Source organism: Bacillus sp. VA13 (assembly GCF_055710085.1).
This window is the reverse complement of sequence record NZ_JBVQPP010000002.1, coordinates 329,298-344,513: the sequence shown is the minus strand read 5'-3', so window position 1 is coordinate 344,513 and position 15,216 is coordinate 329,298. Positions and strand designations below refer to the sequence as shown.

15 protein-coding genes are annotated in these 15,216 nt (G+C 46.2%); 4 read left to right on the top strand and 11 right to left on the bottom strand.

Annotated features, from left to right (window positions below; all coding sequences use genetic code 11):
* Nucleotides 1-96: 96 nt before the first annotated feature.
* On the top strand, nt 97-1,467 hold the full coding sequence (locus tag AC0C66_RS09935) for an aldehyde dehydrogenase (RefSeq protein ID WP_461845785.1): 1,371 nt from the start codon (nt 97-99) through the stop codon (nt 1,465-1,467).
* A 27-nt stretch (nt 1,468-1,494) separates the two neighbouring features.
* Here AC0C66_RS09935 and AC0C66_RS09930 read toward each other — a convergent pair whose 3' ends face one another.
* The 5 genes from AC0C66_RS09930 to AC0C66_RS09910 all read right to left on the bottom strand — a co-directional run bounded on the left by AC0C66_RS09930 (nt 1,495) and on the right by AC0C66_RS09910 (nt 4,630).
* Complete coding sequence (locus AC0C66_RS09930) at nt 1,495-2,172, bottom strand: uracil-DNA glycosylase (RefSeq protein ID WP_072183241.1); 678 nt, start codon at nt 2,170-2,172, stop codon at nt 1,495-1,497.
* Nucleotides 2,173-2,186: 14 nt separating this feature from the next.
* Nucleotides 2,187-2,993 carry a glycosyltransferase family 2 protein gene (locus tag AC0C66_RS09925; RefSeq protein WP_014115603.1) on the bottom strand — a complete coding sequence of 269 codons (807 nt, stop codon included), beginning with the start codon at nt 2,991-2,993 and terminating at the stop codon, nt 2,187-2,189.
* Nucleotides 2,994-3,082: 89 nt separating this feature from the next.
* Nucleotides 3,083-3,616: a hypothetical protein gene (locus AC0C66_RS09920; protein WP_072183242.1), complete on the bottom strand. Its 534-nt coding sequence runs from the start codon at nt 3,614-3,616 to the stop codon at nt 3,083-3,085.
* A 47-nt stretch (nt 3,617-3,663) separates the two neighbouring features.
* Complete coding sequence (locus AC0C66_RS09915) at nt 3,664-4,299, bottom strand: permease prefix domain 1-containing protein (protein ID WP_072183243.1); 636 nt, start codon at nt 4,297-4,299, stop codon at nt 3,664-3,666.
* A complete protein-coding gene (locus tag AC0C66_RS09910) occupies nt 4,292-4,630 on the bottom strand; it encodes a PadR family transcriptional regulator (RefSeq protein ID WP_072183244.1) in 339 nt (112 codons plus the stop codon). The genes AC0C66_RS09915 and AC0C66_RS09910 overlap by 8 nt, the downstream gene beginning before the upstream one ends.
* A 143-nt stretch (nt 4,631-4,773) precedes the next feature.
* Between AC0C66_RS09910 and AC0C66_RS09905 the strand changes: the two genes are divergently transcribed.
* Nucleotides 4,774-5,589, top strand: a complete 816-nt coding sequence (locus AC0C66_RS09905; RefSeq protein ID WP_072183245.1) for a bifunctional hydroxymethylpyrimidine kinase/phosphomethylpyrimidine kinase — start codon at nt 4,774-4,776, stop codon at nt 5,587-5,589.
* A gap of 89 nt (nt 5,590-5,678) precedes the next feature.
* On the opposite strand, the gene AC0C66_RS09900 is transcribed toward AC0C66_RS09905, so the two are convergent.
* The 3 genes from AC0C66_RS09900 to scrA all read right to left on the bottom strand — a co-directional run bounded on the left by AC0C66_RS09900 (nt 5,679) and on the right by scrA (nt 8,841).
* Nucleotides 5,679-5,927: a hypothetical protein gene (locus AC0C66_RS09900; RefSeq protein ID WP_014115608.1), complete on the bottom strand. Its 249-nt coding sequence runs from the start codon at nt 5,925-5,927 to the stop codon at nt 5,679-5,681.
* A gap of 92 nt (nt 5,928-6,019) precedes the next feature.
* Complete coding sequence (gene sacA / locus AC0C66_RS09895; protein WP_461845786.1) at nt 6,020-7,459, bottom strand: sucrose-6-phosphate hydrolase; 1,440 nt, start codon at nt 7,457-7,459, stop codon at nt 6,020-6,022.
* A complete protein-coding gene (gene scrA / locus AC0C66_RS09890) occupies nt 7,456-8,841 on the bottom strand; it encodes a PTS system sucrose transporter subunit IIBC (RefSeq protein ID WP_014115610.1) in 1,386 nt (461 codons plus the stop codon). Before scrA ends, sacA begins: the two co-directional genes overlap by 4 nt.
* Before the next feature lie 302 nt (nt 8,842-9,143).
* On the opposite strand from scrA, the gene AC0C66_RS09885 reads away from it, so the two are divergent.
* The gene (locus AC0C66_RS09885; protein ID WP_014115611.1) at nt 9,144-9,914 is read left to right on the top strand and encodes a formate/nitrite transporter family protein; all 771 of its coding nucleotides are present in this window, start codon (nt 9,144-9,146) and stop codon (nt 9,912-9,914) included.
* Nucleotides 9,915-9,952: 38 nt separating this feature from the next.
* Here AC0C66_RS09885 and sacT read toward each other — a convergent pair whose 3' ends face one another.
* The gene (sacT, locus tag AC0C66_RS09880; RefSeq protein WP_061186544.1) at nt 9,953-10,783 is read right to left on the bottom strand and encodes a sac operon transcriptional antiterminator SacT; all 831 of its coding nucleotides are present in this window, start codon (nt 10,781-10,783) and stop codon (nt 9,953-9,955) included.
* Between the two features lie 39 nt (nt 10,784-10,822).
* The gene (locus AC0C66_RS09875; protein ID WP_003222155.1) at nt 10,823-11,125 is read right to left on the bottom strand and encodes a hypothetical protein; all 303 of its coding nucleotides are present in this window, start codon (nt 11,123-11,125) and stop codon (nt 10,823-10,825) included.
* 528 nt (nt 11,126-11,653) lie between these two features.
* Here AC0C66_RS09875 and vpr point away from each other — a divergent pair.
* Nucleotides 11,654-14,074, top strand: a complete 2,421-nt coding sequence (vpr, locus tag AC0C66_RS09870) for a serine protease Vpr (RefSeq protein ID WP_072183247.1) — start codon at nt 11,654-11,656, stop codon at nt 14,072-14,074.
* A gap of 37 nt (nt 14,075-14,111) precedes the next feature.
* Here the strand turns inward: vpr and AC0C66_RS09865 are convergent, their stop codons facing one another.
* Nucleotides 14,112-15,113: an LLM class flavin-dependent oxidoreductase gene (locus AC0C66_RS09865; RefSeq protein ID WP_472973555.1), complete on the bottom strand. Its 1,002-nt coding sequence runs from the start codon at nt 15,111-15,113 to the stop codon at nt 14,112-14,114.
* Between the last annotated feature and the right edge of the window lie 103 nt (nt 15,114-15,216).

Below are 15,216 nucleotides of genomic sequence, written 5' to 3'. Positions count from 1 at the left end.
GTTTGTTATTTTTTCTGACAAACCTTGCGCATTTGACAAGCAGAAGAGATTTTTCACATAATAAATCACCATACCTTACAAAAAAGGAGCGACGGAATGAACAGCATCCCCTCTATCGTCAGCAAGCATAAAGCCTATTTTGCGGCGGGGCATACGAGACCGCTAGAATCGAGACTGGACATTTTGCAGAAGCTGAAACAAGCCATCAAAACACATGAAGCCGATTTAACAGCCGCTCTCTATCAGGATCTCCACAAATCTGAACAGGAGGCGTACACGACAGAAATCGGAATTGTGTTGGAGGAAATCAGCTTTGTGATGAAACGGCTGGGGAGATGGATCAAGCCAAAACGAGTCAAAACGCCGCTGACTCATCTAGGCTCCAAGAGCATCATCATCCCTGAGCCGTATGGAACCGTTTTGGTGATTGCGCCTTGGAATTATCCCCTGCAACTGGCGCTTTCTCCCTTGATTGGAGCTATTGCCGCCGGAAACACGGTCATTCTCAAACCGTCAGAATATACGCCGGCTGTTTCCGCTGTTCTTTCCAAACTCATCAGCAGCGTTTTTCCGAATGATTATGTCGCTATGGCGGAAGGCATGCCCGACGTCAGCACAGCATTATTACAGCAGCCCTTTGACTATATTTTCTTTACCGGCAGCGTTGCCGTGGGAAAAATCGTCATGGAGGCTGCCGCCAAACAATTAATTCCCGTTACCTTGGAGCTCGGTGGCAAAAGCCCTTGCATTGTCCATAAGGATGCTGACATACAGCTTGCCGCCAAACGCATTGTCTTCGGGAAATTTACAAATGCGGGTCAAACCTGCATCGCACCAGATTATTTATTTGTCCACGAAGACGTCAAAATGAAGCTCATAGAAGAAATGAAGCGTGCAATCATTAAATTTTACGGCCCTCAGCCCGAACGTAATCCGCAGTACGGCAAAATCGTCAGCGAACGCCACTATCAGCGGCTGCTCAGCTTTCTGAATGATGGCGTTCCGCTCACAGGCGGACAGTCTGATCCTGATCACCACAAAATAGCTCCGACGATTCTTGAGCAAGTGAAAGATGACTCTCCAGTGATGCAGGAGGAGATTTTCGGGCCGATTCTTCCACTCTTTACATACGGCGATATCGGCGAAGTCATTGAGAAAGTCAAATCGCGCCCAAAGCCGCTCGCTCTGTATGTCTTCACCACAAATAAAGAAATCGAGCGGGCAGTTTTAGAAAACCTGTCGTTTGGCGGAGGTTGTGTCAATGATACATTAATGCACGTCGCGACACCGTATTTGCCATTCGGCGGCGTCGGAGAAAGCGGCATCGGCAGCTATCATGGATTTGACAGCTTCAACACATTTACGCACAAAAAAAGCGTCGTCAAACAAACGAACCGCTTCGACTTCGCATTTCGTTATCCTTCCTCCAAAAACGGACTGCAAATAATTCGGAAAATACTTAAATAAAAAGCGCAGAATATCTGCGCTTCTTTTTTACAAATCCGGTATACACCAATCAATCGGGGCCTCTCCCATTTTCTCCAAGCACGCATTCGCCCGGGAAAACGGCCTGCTCCCGAAAAATCCGTTTCTTGCAGAGAACGGGCTGGGATGCGTGGATTCAATGATAAAATGCTTGGACGTGTCGATCCGTTCTTTTTTCATTTGAGCATGCCGCCCCCACAAAATAAAGACAATCGGCCGCTCTCTTTCATTCAGCACGTCAATAACCCGATCCGTCAGACGCTCCCAGCCTTTTCCCTTATGGGAATTCGCCTGTCCGCGCCTTACTGTCAACACAGTATTCAGCAAAAGAACCCCTTGCTTTGCCCAACTCACAAGCGACCCGTGATTCGGGATGCTGCACCCGATGTCCTGCTGCAACTCAAGAAAGATATTTTTTAATGAAGGCGGCTGCTTCACACCTGACTTTACGGAGAAGCTTAAGCCTTGAGCCTGTCCTGGCCCGTGATACGGATCTTGGCCGAGAATGACGACCTTGACATCATCGTATGGGGTATAATGCAGCGCATTAAAAATATCCCGGCTGTCCGGATAAACCGTTTGCTCCGCGTATTCCCGCTTCAGCATTTCTCTGAGCTCTTGATAATATGGTTTCTCAAACTCTTCCTTCAGCTGATTCCACCAGCTGTCTTGTAAAAGCTGTTTCAAGATTCAGGCCTCCCTTACGAACGATGAAGTCTGGAATAGACAGGTTTGCCATCCCAAACGATCTCACTTTGTGCTTCCCGTCTTTTCATCTCAGGCTCTTCAAGCAGGACGGCAAAGTTCTTCGTCGGCAGTTCCCCGAGTCCGTGCTTTTCACTTAAACGATCCAAATATTGTTTCCGCTTGGCGCCAAGGTCCGCGGACTGATTGTCTCCCGCGTCACTGAAGGCATAAATCACACTCGCACAAGGGACACGCTTCACCCGGTACTCCTTCGCCGCACGCAAATAAAAATCCCAGTCCCAATAATTGTGCACATCAGCATCGAAATACCCGATTTCATCATGCAGAAAACGTCTGTACATGCTGCCCGACGGCACGTATGTAGAGAACACTCTCATATCCTCGTAGTCAGCGGTATAAGCAAATAGCTTCCGCGAAACTGGATATCTTGTTCCGTTTTTCTCTTCAAACGAGACGATTTCCGCATCAGCATGAACAAAATCTGCCGTTTCTATTTCCTTCGCCATTCTCTCCACATGCCCCGGCGTAAAGAAATCATCGTCATCACAAAGCATAATGCAATCGCCAGACGCCTCTTTTACACCGGCATTTCTCGCAGCCACATGCCCCGAGTTCTTTTCTAAATTGATGACAGCAATCGGCAGCTCCGGATACAGTGCTTTGACCGGCACGACCGATTCCCCGGCATCATTCACAATAATAATTTCATACGGCTTCAAGGTCTGCTGCGAAATCGACTCCAGAAGCTCACACAAAGCCGGAATCCGATTATAGGTCACAATTACGATAGAAATCTTCATGATGCTCTCCTTCTCATTTTCATAGTCATGTACTATTAAAACATATATTGGACAAGAGATCAGTGGGAATATCCTACTGAAACGGGATACTAGAATGATAGAAACAGTAATGTGGCTCCGATCAGAAGCACCATGATCAGTATCAGATCTCCAAAGACAGGAAAAAGATCTTTCAGGCGGACGCCATTCGGAAGGATGAGATGCCACAGCTTAGATTGATAGACCGGAAGCAGCACCAGCGCATAAGAAAGACACAAAAAAGTAAAAGCCGGCGGAACAAAAGTACAGCCTGCATCGTCCCAATTCATCACGATGTCTTTCATACTAGATCCATCCAATAAAAACAAAGATATCATGAAGGCAAGCAACACAAAGGACCCCAATTGAACCTCGAACAGGCGCATTTTCTGGTTATATGCAAATCGGACCGCCCAAAACCAGACATAAGCATATGAACATAACAGCATAAGAATGGCACCGGCTGTAAAGACGACATCAGGCAGCCAATCAAGCAGAAAAACAAAAGGCAAGCTGGCTAACATAGCCAAGAGCATGCAGCCACCAGTAAACAAAAATACTGCCCCATGAGCGACAAAACCATATAAACAAGAGCTAATCCTCACGACATACACCTCCCTTACATAGAAATTCTATGCATATACCTAAAAAATCAGGCAAGCTGACGCCTGCCAATATAACAGCCCATTCGGCCGAATAACGGAAATAACAGCGTTGCACAAGCACAAGTTCCGACAAACCAAGGTGTCAGCAAGGATTGAAATAGCGCAGCAGGAATTACATTGAACAGAAAAACAAGCATAAAAATGACGTTTGGCACCATTGAGATCAGAATCGTATGTAAAACAAGCTTTTCTCCGCGTTTTCCAAACTCCCTCACCCCTTGATACCCAATCAGGACCCAGTAGATAATATATGCAGCTAAGATCAGCCACACAGAAACAGAAATGCCTTTCCATATAGCATGAACAATGGGTGATTCAAGCCAGACATACATCATCGTAATGGCGATGCCGACAGCGAATAGTGCGCTGTTACAGAAAAGATGGAACATCAAAAACGCACGGAACGTTACAGGCTGTTCTTTTTTAAACGAAGAAACAATGTCAGCAGGCGTTCCGAATGCCAGTAATAAAGTCTGCATAGCTTCCGCCTCACTCTTCCCTTCTTGAAGAGAGTGAAGCAGATGATGTTCAATATGGCTCTCAATCTCTTCTATCACTGCCTCTCCTTCGGGAAGCTCCTTAAGCCCGTTTTTGATTTCAGATAAATACGTTTCTTTATCCATTCTGCCCGCTCCGTTTCAGCAATCGGTCCATCATAGCGGAAAATACGCTCCATTCCTTCGTACGTTCCGCCAGCACCTCTTGTCCTTCATCTGTAATCCGGTAATATTTGCGGTCCGGCCCTTTCTCCTGCTTTTCCCAATATGAAGAAATAAACCCTTGGCGTTCAAGCTTGTGAAGAGAAGGATACAAGGTCCCTTCTTTCATCTGCAGTTCATTTCCGCTGCGGCTTCCCATTTCTTTTACAAGCTCATAACCGTACATCGGCCGCTCGTTCAGAAGCGTCAATACCAATATAACAGTGCTGCCCTTCACCAGCTCACGATTTAACATCACAAAACCCCTACCTAGTATTCTTATGTAGCATTTTACGAAAGCCTCTTGATATTGTCAAATGATTCCTATCGTTCTTCTATATTGTGATACAGAGAAAATCTAACTATAATGAAAGACAAAACATGATGGAGGTTCAAGACATGTCTATGCATAAAGCACTCACCATTGCCGGCTCAGATTCCAGCGGCGGTGCTGGGATTCAAGCTGATTTAAAAACATTTCAAGAAAAAAACGTATACGGGATGACCGCCTTAACGGTGATCGTTGCGATGGACCCGAATAACAGCTGGGACCATCAAGTGTTTCCGATCGATACTGATACAATCCGTGCCCAGCTTGCAACGATTACGGACGGCATCGGTGTAGACGCCATGAAAACAGGAATGCTGCCAACCGTTGACATTATCGAGCTTGCAGCAAAAACGATCAAAGAAAAACAATTAAAAAATGTGGTGATTGACCCGGTCATGGTTTGCAAAGGAGCTAATGAAGTCCTTTATCCGGAGCACGCCCAAGCCCTGCGTGAACAATTAGCGCCGCTAGCCACTGTCATTACGCCGAATCTGTTTGAAGCCAGCCAGCTCAGCGGCATGGATGAATTAAAAACAGTTGACGATATGATCGAAGCCGCGAAAAAAATTCACACACTCGGCGCCCAATATGTTGTCATTACAGGCGGAGGCAAACTCAAACACGAAAAAGCCGTTGATGTTCTCTACGACGGAGAAACAGCGGAAGTCCTTGAAAGCGAAATGATCGATACGCCTTATACACACGGCGCAGGCTGTACCTTCTCAGCAGCCGTGACAGCGGAACTCGCCAAAGGTGCAGAAGTCAAAGAAGCCATTTACGCAGCAAAAGAATTCATTACCGCTGCTATTAAAGAATCCTTCCCGCTAAACCAGTATGTCGGACCTACGAAGCATTCTGCGCTGCGCCTGAATAAACAATCATAAACAAAAAAGGCTGCCTTACAGAAAGGCAGCCTTTTTAATATGACCGAATACTGTTCACAGAAAAACTGCCGATCCCATCGGCAGCCTGTTTATTTGACTTTTAAATTGTTCGCAGATTTCCTCAAAAATGCTTCGATCGACTGAACAAAAAGTGCATATTCCTTCATTTGCTCATATGCTCGCGAAAGAATTTCCGCTGTTTCACTGTGCGGTGTTGTCCCGCCAAGCATTTTTTTCAGCTGCAGCAGCACATCCTTATATTCTTCCCGCTTATCTTCAACTTGGTCCGCAGCCTTTTCCAAACATTCCGGTGTTATCTTCTGTTCATGTATATTCAAGAAAACAACTCCTTTTACAGAAAAAATAATAGGTTATCGTTGAAGAATAGCACAGATGGCACAGATTTCACATAAGAAAATAGAAGTATTTTCTACATAAGTGTCCAAATTCCGACGTTCATTTTAGATTTTCCGGTCGAGCTGGCTGTGACTTCATGATTTCCCGGGAAAGGAAAATATCTTGCACTAAAGACCTCTTCTCCATTATTGATAAAGATTTCTATAGATGACGCGTCGATAAACATATGCACGGTATGCAAATCCTTGATGCGGCAATGTCTCGCTTCTGTTCGTTTTCCGTCGAAGCTCGTTCGCTCCAGCGTAACAATTCTCTCCTCCTTTTTAAAGGAAAACGCAGCCGTACCCCGGATACTGATTGAAAATCCGGACTGTGTATCAATGTCTTCGATCAAGATCTCAGTTCTTTCAGGGTTTTCAACTGGAAGCGTACCAGATGATCCATGCATGTTGATTTGTATGTTCTTCTCATTCCTGCGCATGGCTTTCAGCTCAGGCAGCGGCTGCTGAATCAGCTTCTGCCCTGATAGCATCAGCTGTCTCGGCAGCGTCATACAGTGGATCCAGTGATAGTCAATCGTCGGATGAGACCCTTCATCCTGATCAGGCACAGCCATCCATGCAAACAAAATCCGCCTTCCCTGATCATCTTCAAGTGTTTGCGGCGCATAAAAATCAAAGCCTTGATCAAGCTCCGTAAAATCACCATGCTTCAGTTCAGGCTTGTTATAATCGAGACGTCCGACAAAATAACCTGATTGATACACGTTCTGATAACGAAAACCATCAGCCTCAAGCCCTTGAGGCGAGACTATCAGCACGTCGGACCCCTGAAGGGAAAACAAGTCAGGGCATTCCCACATGTACCCAAAATTGTCCAACCCGTTGAAGCCCGCGCCGGTTATCGGGCCGAGAAACCTCCACTCTGTCAGGTTATCAGAAGCAAACAACACAGCGTGTCCTTGCATATTCTCCGTTTGCGCACCGATCACCATATACCATGTGCCTTCATGCTCCCATACCTTCGGATCGCGAAAATGCGCCGTGTATCCCTCTGGGAGGCGGGCGACGACACCTTTTTTCTCAAAGGACAATCCGTCGTCAGATACAGCAAGGCACTGATACGTTTCCCGATTCCCATCCTGATCCCTGACATTGCCTGTGTAAAACAGATAGAGCTGATCGTCTTTCGTGACAGCGCTGCCCGAGTAGCAGCCGTTTTTATCGAACCAATCACTCGGAGCGAGCGCAATCTCTTCCCGCTTCCAATTCACAACATCCTGACTCGTATAATGTCCCCAGAATTTCGCGCCGTGCCCCGTCTGAAACGGCTGCCACTGGAAAAACACATGATAGCTGCCCTTCCAAAATATCACGCCATTCGGGTCATTCAGCAGCCCAACCGGCGGCATAATGTGAAAATGCTGGCGGTGCGGATCGCTATTAGCAATAGGTTCATTTTTCTCCACTTCTTCATAAGCCCGGCGACGAAGCTCCTGATCATGTGCTGTCATTTTTTTCTCCCCTCATCCTCATTAATTTTCATGATAAACGCTGCAATGAACGCTGACACTGCCGCAATCGCCATTCCAATTAGATAGTTGATCAAGTTGCCAAAGCCAAACGGCGCCGCAATAGCGATCATCGGAATACCCGTTAACCCGTAAGCGTTTGCAGCAACATGTGTAAAGACGACATATGCACCGCCCAATGCCCCTCCAATCATCGCGGCGATAAACGGTTTTCGGTAGCGAAGATTGACTCCGAATATGACTGGCTCAGTAATGCCGAGAAAAGCGGAAAATGCAGCCGGAAGCGCGATTTCTTTTGTCTTTGCCTTTTTCGCCATAAAGAAAACGGCAAGGCCCGCCCCGCCCTGTGCGACATTCGCCATTGACCAGATCGGCAGCAAGTAGTTTTTGCCTATATCTGCAATAAGCCCTGCCTCAATCGCATGGAAGCTGTGATGAACACCTGTCAAAACGATGAGTGAATACGTGCCCCCGAAAATCAGACCCGCAACAAAACCGGCATGGTCATATACATAAGTTAAAGCAACCGTAATGCCGGAGCCAAGTGCTCTGCCCAAAGGACCAATCGCGATAAAAGCGACAAACCCGGTGACAATCACTGTAACAAAAGGTGTAACAAGCAAATCTACCGCATGCGGAACCACTTTTCTTGTCCATTTCTCTACCTTGCTCATCACATAAACCGCCAACAGGACAGGGATAACAGTTCCCTGGTAGCCGAGAAGCGCGATATCAAATCCGAAAAGATGCATATAATCAGGTGTTGCTTCCGCCAAACCCCATGGATTCAAAAGCGTCGGATGAATCATGATACCCCCGATGACCGCTCCCAAGTAAGGGTTGCTGCCAAACTCTTTTGAAGCACTGACCCCGATTAAAATCGGCAAGAAAATAAATGCCGCACTTGAGAACATATCGAGCAGCTGCAGCAGTGCAGAATCCTTGCTCATCCAATGAAACGCATTGATCATACCCAGTAATCCCATTAATAGGCCGCTGGCCACAATAGCCGGGATGATTGGAACGAAAATATTAGAAAGCGTTTTCGCAAATCTCGCAGCGGGATTCAGTTTTTCTTTTGCTGCATCCTGGTGATTTACGTGTTCTTCACGCTCAGTATCGGCTTCCTTAGAAAAAGCATCGTACACCTTATTGACAAGGCCTGTTCCGAAAATGATCTGGTACTGGCCAGAGCTGCTGAAAGCGCCTTTTACGCCATCAAGCTCTTCTACTTGTGCTTGATCTATCTTTGATTCATCTTTCATCACTAAACGCAGTCTTGTTGCACAATGAGCCGCGCTGATAATGTTATCTTTCCCCCCGAGAAGTTCAATGAGGCGTTTGGCAGTCTCTTTGTAATCCATCTGTTTCTCCCCCTTTTATTTAAACAAAAAAGACCTAAAATTCGCCAACGAATAAAGGACACAGCGATCCTTTTTCATTTACGCAAATTTTAGGTCTTGCCTGCTTTACCAGTCACAATCCCGCTTATTTAGATTGAGAATACGCTTTCATCATAAATCATGACAGCGTTTTCGTCAACTATTTTTTTAGTTAAAAAGTTTGATAAAACATTTAGACAAAAATTCGTAAAAATTACTTGTGAAACATTTCACAATATCATGTTATACTATGCTCAACCATCAGAGAAAGCGGGAAAAAGACAATGGAAACTCAAGCATTGCAAAAGGTTGAACAGTACGCTTTGAACAAACAAAACATATTTGTTTCTAGCAAAATCCGTTATGTGCTCAGATCCATTTTGGCCAGCATGTTTATCGGATTCGGCATTACAGCCGCAAGCAAAACAGGCAGCTATTTCTCTATGGCGGATTCTCCGTTTGCTTTTCCGGCAGCCGCCGTCACATTCGGGGCCGCTATTCTGCTGATTGCTTACGGGGGCGGAGATTTATTTACCGGCAACACCTTTTATTTCACATATACCGCGCTCCGAAAAAAAATCCGCTGGCGCGACACTCTGTACCTATGGATGTCAAGCTATGCCGGCAATTTGATCGGCGCCATTCTATTTGCCATTCTGATCAGCGCGACAGGACTTTTTGAGGAGGCTTCTGTTCATTCCTTTTTGATTCATCTGGCAGAGCACAAAATGGAGCCGCCCGCTTCCGAACTGTTTTTCAGAGGAATGCTGTGCAATTGGCTTGTGTGCCTCGCCTTTTTCATTCCGATGTCTCTCAAAGGGGAAGGAGCAAAGCTGTTTGCCATGATGCTTTTCGTTTTCTGCTTCTTTATTTCCGGCTTTGAACACAGCATTGCCAATATGTGCACATTCGCCATCTCACTTTTGATCGAGCACCCTGATACAGTGACAGTAATGGGAGCAGTCAGAAACTTAATTCCCGTTACGCTTGGCAATCTGACTGCGGGAATGGTAATGATGGGCTGGATGTACTACACGCTCAATCCCGATAAATAAAAAAACTTCCAGAGATCACTCCCTGCAAGTCAAAGCGGTTATTCCGAGAGATCTTGAAGACGCTGGACATGCAGCGTGATATAGCCGGCCTCGGACTCCGGCAAATGTAATTGATATTCACTTTTCAAAAACTCCGCCAGCTCCAGCGCACATTGATAGGCAAATGAATACTTTTTTTGGATGAAATAAAGCATCTCCTCGTCCATACGATGGAGCGCTTCATTTGATTCCAACCGGCTGACCGCGTATCGCAAATGCGTGACAAGGCGTTGATAGGAAATGCTGTTTTCATCCACCTTTCGATTAAAGTATTGTTCTATTTTCTCTATCATTTCTTTGATCATGGTCGTATGCTTCAGCGCTGAATACATGCTCTCCGCATCCATTTTCGCCGTATGGATGTGAAGGGCAATATAACCCGCTTCATCTTCAGGAAGAGACACGCCCAATGTCTCTTTTACATGTCCGATCGCCCACAGGCCGATCTCGTATTCTTTTTTATAGAGCGCTTTTATCTCATGCAGCAATTTATTCTGCACAAGCAGCCCATTTTGAATCCTTTCGATCGCAAAGGACAAATGGTCAGAAAGCGCGATATGAATGTGGTCGCTCAGCGGCGCCACGAGCTCCCCTTCCGCATGGCTGATGATATCCTCAGCTATTTCAATATGCTCCTCCGGCAGCGTTTGCAGAATTTGTTTAAACTTTTCATTCTCGTCGTGCACGACAAAGATCTTTTCCACTTTATTCATAGGGATGAGGTCATTTTTCTTTTTTTGAAAAGCGATCCCTGGCCCCATCACGATTTTTTCCTGATCATCCTCTTTTATTAAAGCCGCATTGTTGTTTAGTACTTTATAGATTTTCAAGAGGCTATCTCTCCCGCCAATTAGCTTTTGACTGGGATTTTACCTCCTTTTGACCGCCATGTAAAGATGCGGGCCAGCTCTCTCCTGCTTTGGCGATTCCTTGAAGGCTTGCAAACATCTTCTTTTATAAAGCGCGGCGGCTTTCGCTTTCTGCTTTTCTTCCTCATTCACAGCCATCCGCCACTCATAAAACGAAACAAGTCCCGCGGCCTGCACCGCCGCTTTTCTTTGGTATGTACGCTGAGCCGAATAGACTGCGGCAGCCGCAGTTTTTCTGTCCGGCGTCACCCAGTTCATCAAAAAGACCATCCACACCCGTAAAGATACAAGCAAACGTTTCATAGAAAAACATCCCTCCGCTTCTTTTTGGCAGGCAGCCTTTTAGCAGCCCGTTTTCTCAGCCGCAGCCCACGAGAAAAGACGGCCGATTTCTTTTCTCGCAAACTAGCGGCTCTAGCAAAACTCATGACTCTATAATAGACTGCGGAAAGAGAATTCTTTGTCACAATATGAGTGAAAAAACCAACTAGTTTTTAGAAGTTTTGTTGAAAGCTGAAAGAAATGAAATGAAAATTGGAGAACTGCTTTAAAAACTTTATACACAAGTTATCCCAAAGATAAGAACAACTTAATCACAATAGATATCCACATGTCCACAAACCCTATCTATATTTTGTATAAGAACATATATTCCCAACTATATATATACACAGGTTTATTCACTTATACACAGGGTTCTGTGTATAACTCCTTCCTTATACACAAACAAAATCCAATAAATGGTCCAAATGACACAAGGATATTTTTGAATTTTCAAGAAATATATACTAGATCTATAACATTTTTTCTAAACACAAAGGGGGAAACACATTGAAAAAGGGGATCATTCGCTTTCTGCTTCTAAGTTTTGTTGTATTTTTTGCGTTATCCACAGGTATGACAGGAGTACAGGCAGCTCCGGCTTCTTCAAAAACGTCGGCTGACCTGGAAAAAGCCGAGGTATTCGGTGATATCGACACGACAACAAGCAAAAAAACAACCGTTATCGTGGAATTAAAAGAAAAATCCTTGGCAGAGGCGAAGGAAGCGGGAGAAAGCCAAACGAAAAGCAAGCTAAAAACCGCTCGCACCACAGCAAAAAACAAAGCCCTCAAAGCGGTGAAAAACGGGAAAGTTAACCGGGAATATGAGCAGGTATTCTCAGGCTTTTCTATGAAGCTCCCAGCTAATGAGATTCCAAAACTTCTCGCGGTAAAAGACGTTAAGGCAGTATACCCGAACGTCACATACAAAACAGACAATATAAAGGATAAAGACGTCACGATCTCCGAGGACGCCGTATCTCCGCAAATGGATGACAGCGCTCCGTATATCGGAGCAAACGATGCATGGGATTTAGGCTACACAGGAAAAGGCGTCAAGGTGGCCATTATTGATACCGGGGTTGAATACAATCACCCTGATCTGAAGAAAAACTTCGGACAATATAAAGGATACGATTTTGTAGACAATGATTACGATCCAAAAGAAACACCAACAGGTGATCCGAGAGGCGGAGCAACTGACCACGGAACACACGTAGCCGGAACTGTGGCCGCAAACGGAACGATTAAAGGGGTTGCGCCTGATGCCACACTTCTCGCTTACCGCGTGTTAGGTCCTGGCGGAAGCGGCACAACAGAAAACGTCATTGCCGGCGTGGAACGTGCTGTACAGGACGGAGCAGATGTGATGAACCTGTCTCTCGGAAACTCATTAAACAACCCGGACTGGGCGACAAGCACAGCGCTTGACTGGGCCATGTCAGAAGGCGTTGTCGCTGTTACGTCAAACGGCAACAGCGGACCGAACGGCTGGACAGTCGGATCACCTGGCACATCAAGAGAAGCGATTTCCGTCGGTGCGACCCAGCTGCCGCTCAACGAATATGCCGTCACTTTCGGCTCCTACTCTTCAGCAAAAGTGATGGGCTATAACAAAGAGGACGATGTCAAGGCGCTCAATAACAAAGAAATTGAGCTTGTTGAAGCGGGAATCGGCGAAGCAAAGGACTTTGAAGGAAAAGATCTGACAGGAAAAGTCGCCGTTGTCAAACGAGGCAGCATTGCATTTGTGGATAAAGCGGATCATGCTAAAAAAGCCGGCGCCATCGGCATGGTTGTGTATAACAACCTCACTGGAGAAATTGAATCCAATGTGCCAGGCATGTCTGTGCCAACGATTAAGCTTTCATTAGAAGACGGTGAGAAACTCGTCAGCGCCATAAAAGCTGGTGAGACAAAAACAACATTCAAGTTGACGGTCTCAAAATCCCTCGGTGAGCAAGTGGCTGATTTCTCATCACGCGGCCCTGTTATGGATACGTGGATGATTAAGCCTGATATTTCCGCACCAGGCGTCAATATCGTCAGCACTATCCCGACACACGATCCTAACAACCCATACGGGTACGGATCAAAACAAGGAACCAGCATGGCATCGCCTCATATTGCCGGAGCGGTTGCCGTTATCAAACAAGCCAAACCAAAGTGGAGCGTTGAACAGATCAAAGCCGCCATCATGAATACCGCTGTCACCTTAAAGGATGGCGACGGAGAAGTGTATCCTCATAACGCCCAAGGTGCAGGCAGCGCGAGAATCATGAACGCGATCAAAGCCGACTCGCTCGTCTCACCTGGAAGCTATTCATACGGTACATTCTTGAAGGAAAGCGGAAACGAAACGAAAAAAGAAACGTTTACGATTGAAAACCAATCTTCCATTAGAAAGTCATACACACTTGAATACTCATTTAACGGCAGCGGCATCTCCACATCCGGCACAAGCCGTGTTGTGATTCCGGCACATAAAACCGGAAAAGCCACTGCAAAAGTAAAAGTCAATACTAAGAAAACAAAAGCTGGCACCTATGAAGGAACGGTTATCGTCAGAGAAGGCGGAAAAACCGTCGCTAAGGTACCTACATTGCTAATTGTTAAAGAGCCGGATTATCCGAGAGTAACATCTGTCTCCGTCAGCGAAGGGTCTGTACAAGGCACCTATCAAATTGAAACCTACCTTCCTTCAGGAGCAGAAGAGCTGGCATTCCTCGTCTATGACAGCAACCTTGATTTTGCAGGCCAAGCCGGCATTTATAAAAATCAAGATAAGGGCTATCAATACTTTGACTGGGACGGCACGATCAATGGCGGAACCAAGCTTCCTGCCGGAGAATATTACTTGCTCGCCTATGCCGCAAACAAAGGCAAATCAAGCCAGGTTCTGACTGAAGAGCCTTTTACAGTTGAATAATAAGAAGCCCTGCCGAATCGGCAGGGCTTTTTTCAGATTAATTCGCAAATGCTTCCTGCAACAAGCGGTAAGAACGGAGCTTATCTTCAAAATGATGCGTAATGGTCACCGCCATGATTTCCTCAGTTCCATACGCCTTACTCAAAGCTAACAGCTGCTCCTTAACCTGTTCTTTCGTGCCGACAATCATTCGATTTCGGTTATCCGCAATTCGTCTCTGTTCATAAGGGGAGTACGTATTTTCCCGAACAGCTTCATACGAAGGAACTCCTTCTAAAGGAATGCCCTGCTCCCCTGCCAAAAGCGTAAAATCAAGCACTGCGGCAAGCTCCTCTGCCTTCTCCTCCGTGTCAGCACAAAGAACAAAAACAGCGACTGCCGCTCGGGCTGTGTCCCCTAACACAGACGGTTTAAATCGTCTCTTATACTGTCTAACCTTATCCTCTCCGCCCTCTCCATTGATAAAGTGGGCAAACATATAGCCAGCGCCTGAATCAGCGGCGAGCAGTGCGCTTTCTCCAGATGAGCCGAGCAGCCACACATCCGGCGCGGTGGAAATATGCGGCGCAGCCGTCAGATTCGGAAAACGGTGTTTGTCATCCGCCAAATCATGTAAATACATAGTCAGTTCCTTGATTTGCTGCGGATACTGATCAGCATTGCGTTTTCCTCCGTCATTCAGCGCCCATGATGCAATCGGCATTCCCCCCGGTGCTCTGCCAACCCCAAGATCAATTCTTCCCGGTGTCAGCCCCTCCAGCACACGGAAATTCTCAGCTACTTTATAAGCGCTGTAATGCGGCAGCATGACTCCGCCTGATCCAACACGGATTCGCTTCGTTTTCGCTGCTATATGACTGATTAGCACCTCAGGGCTTGACCCTGCCAGCCGCCTTGAAAAGTGATGCTCAGAAACCCAAAATCTCTTATATCCAAGGTCCTCAGCAGCCTGTGCAAGTGCAACGGTTTGCTGTAAGGCTGTTTCTGCACTGCTGCCCTCTGATACTGGAGATTGATCTAATATACTCAATGAAATCATCCCTACCACCTCATCCTCATCGTATCACTGATCCCTTATTTTTTCTCCAAAGCCGCTCATACTGCTTATCAGTGTTTCCCGATCATTTGCCATTTATTTGTGA

Coding starts and splice junctions, on each gene's coding strand:
- AC0C66_RS09935 (WP_461845785.1), top strand. CDS start 97: ATGAACAGCATCCCCTCTATCGTCAGCAAGCATAAAGCCTATTTTGCG.
- AC0C66_RS09925 (WP_014115603.1), bottom strand. CDS start 2,993: ATGAAGATTTCTATCGTAATTGTGACCTATAATCGGATTCCGGCTTTG.
- AC0C66_RS09915 (WP_072183243.1), bottom strand. CDS start 4,299: ATGGATAAAGAAACGTATTTATCTGAAATCAAAAACGGGCTTAAGGAG.
- AC0C66_RS09910 (WP_072183244.1), bottom strand. CDS start 4,630: ATGTTAAATCGTGAGCTGGTGAAGGGCAGCACTGTTATATTGGTATTG.
- AC0C66_RS09905 (WP_072183245.1), top strand. CDS start 4,774: ATGTCTATGCATAAAGCACTCACCATTGCCGGCTCAGATTCCAGCGGC.
- sacA (WP_461845786.1), bottom strand. CDS start 7,459: ATGACAGCACATGATCAGGAGCTTCGTCGCCGGGCTTATGAAGAAGTG.
- scrA (WP_014115610.1), bottom strand. CDS start 8,841: ATGGATTACAAAGAGACTGCCAAACGCCTCATTGAACTTCTCGGGGGG.
- AC0C66_RS09885 (WP_014115611.1), top strand. CDS start 9,144: ATGGAAACTCAAGCATTGCAAAAGGTTGAACAGTACGCTTTGAACAAA.
- AC0C66_RS09875 (WP_003222155.1), bottom strand. CDS start 11,125: ATGAAACGTTTGCTTGTATCTTTACGGGTGTGGATGGTCTTTTTGATG.
- AC0C66_RS09865 (WP_472973555.1), bottom strand. CDS start 15,113: ATGATTTCATTGAGTATATTAGATCAATCTCCAGTATCAGAGGGCAGC.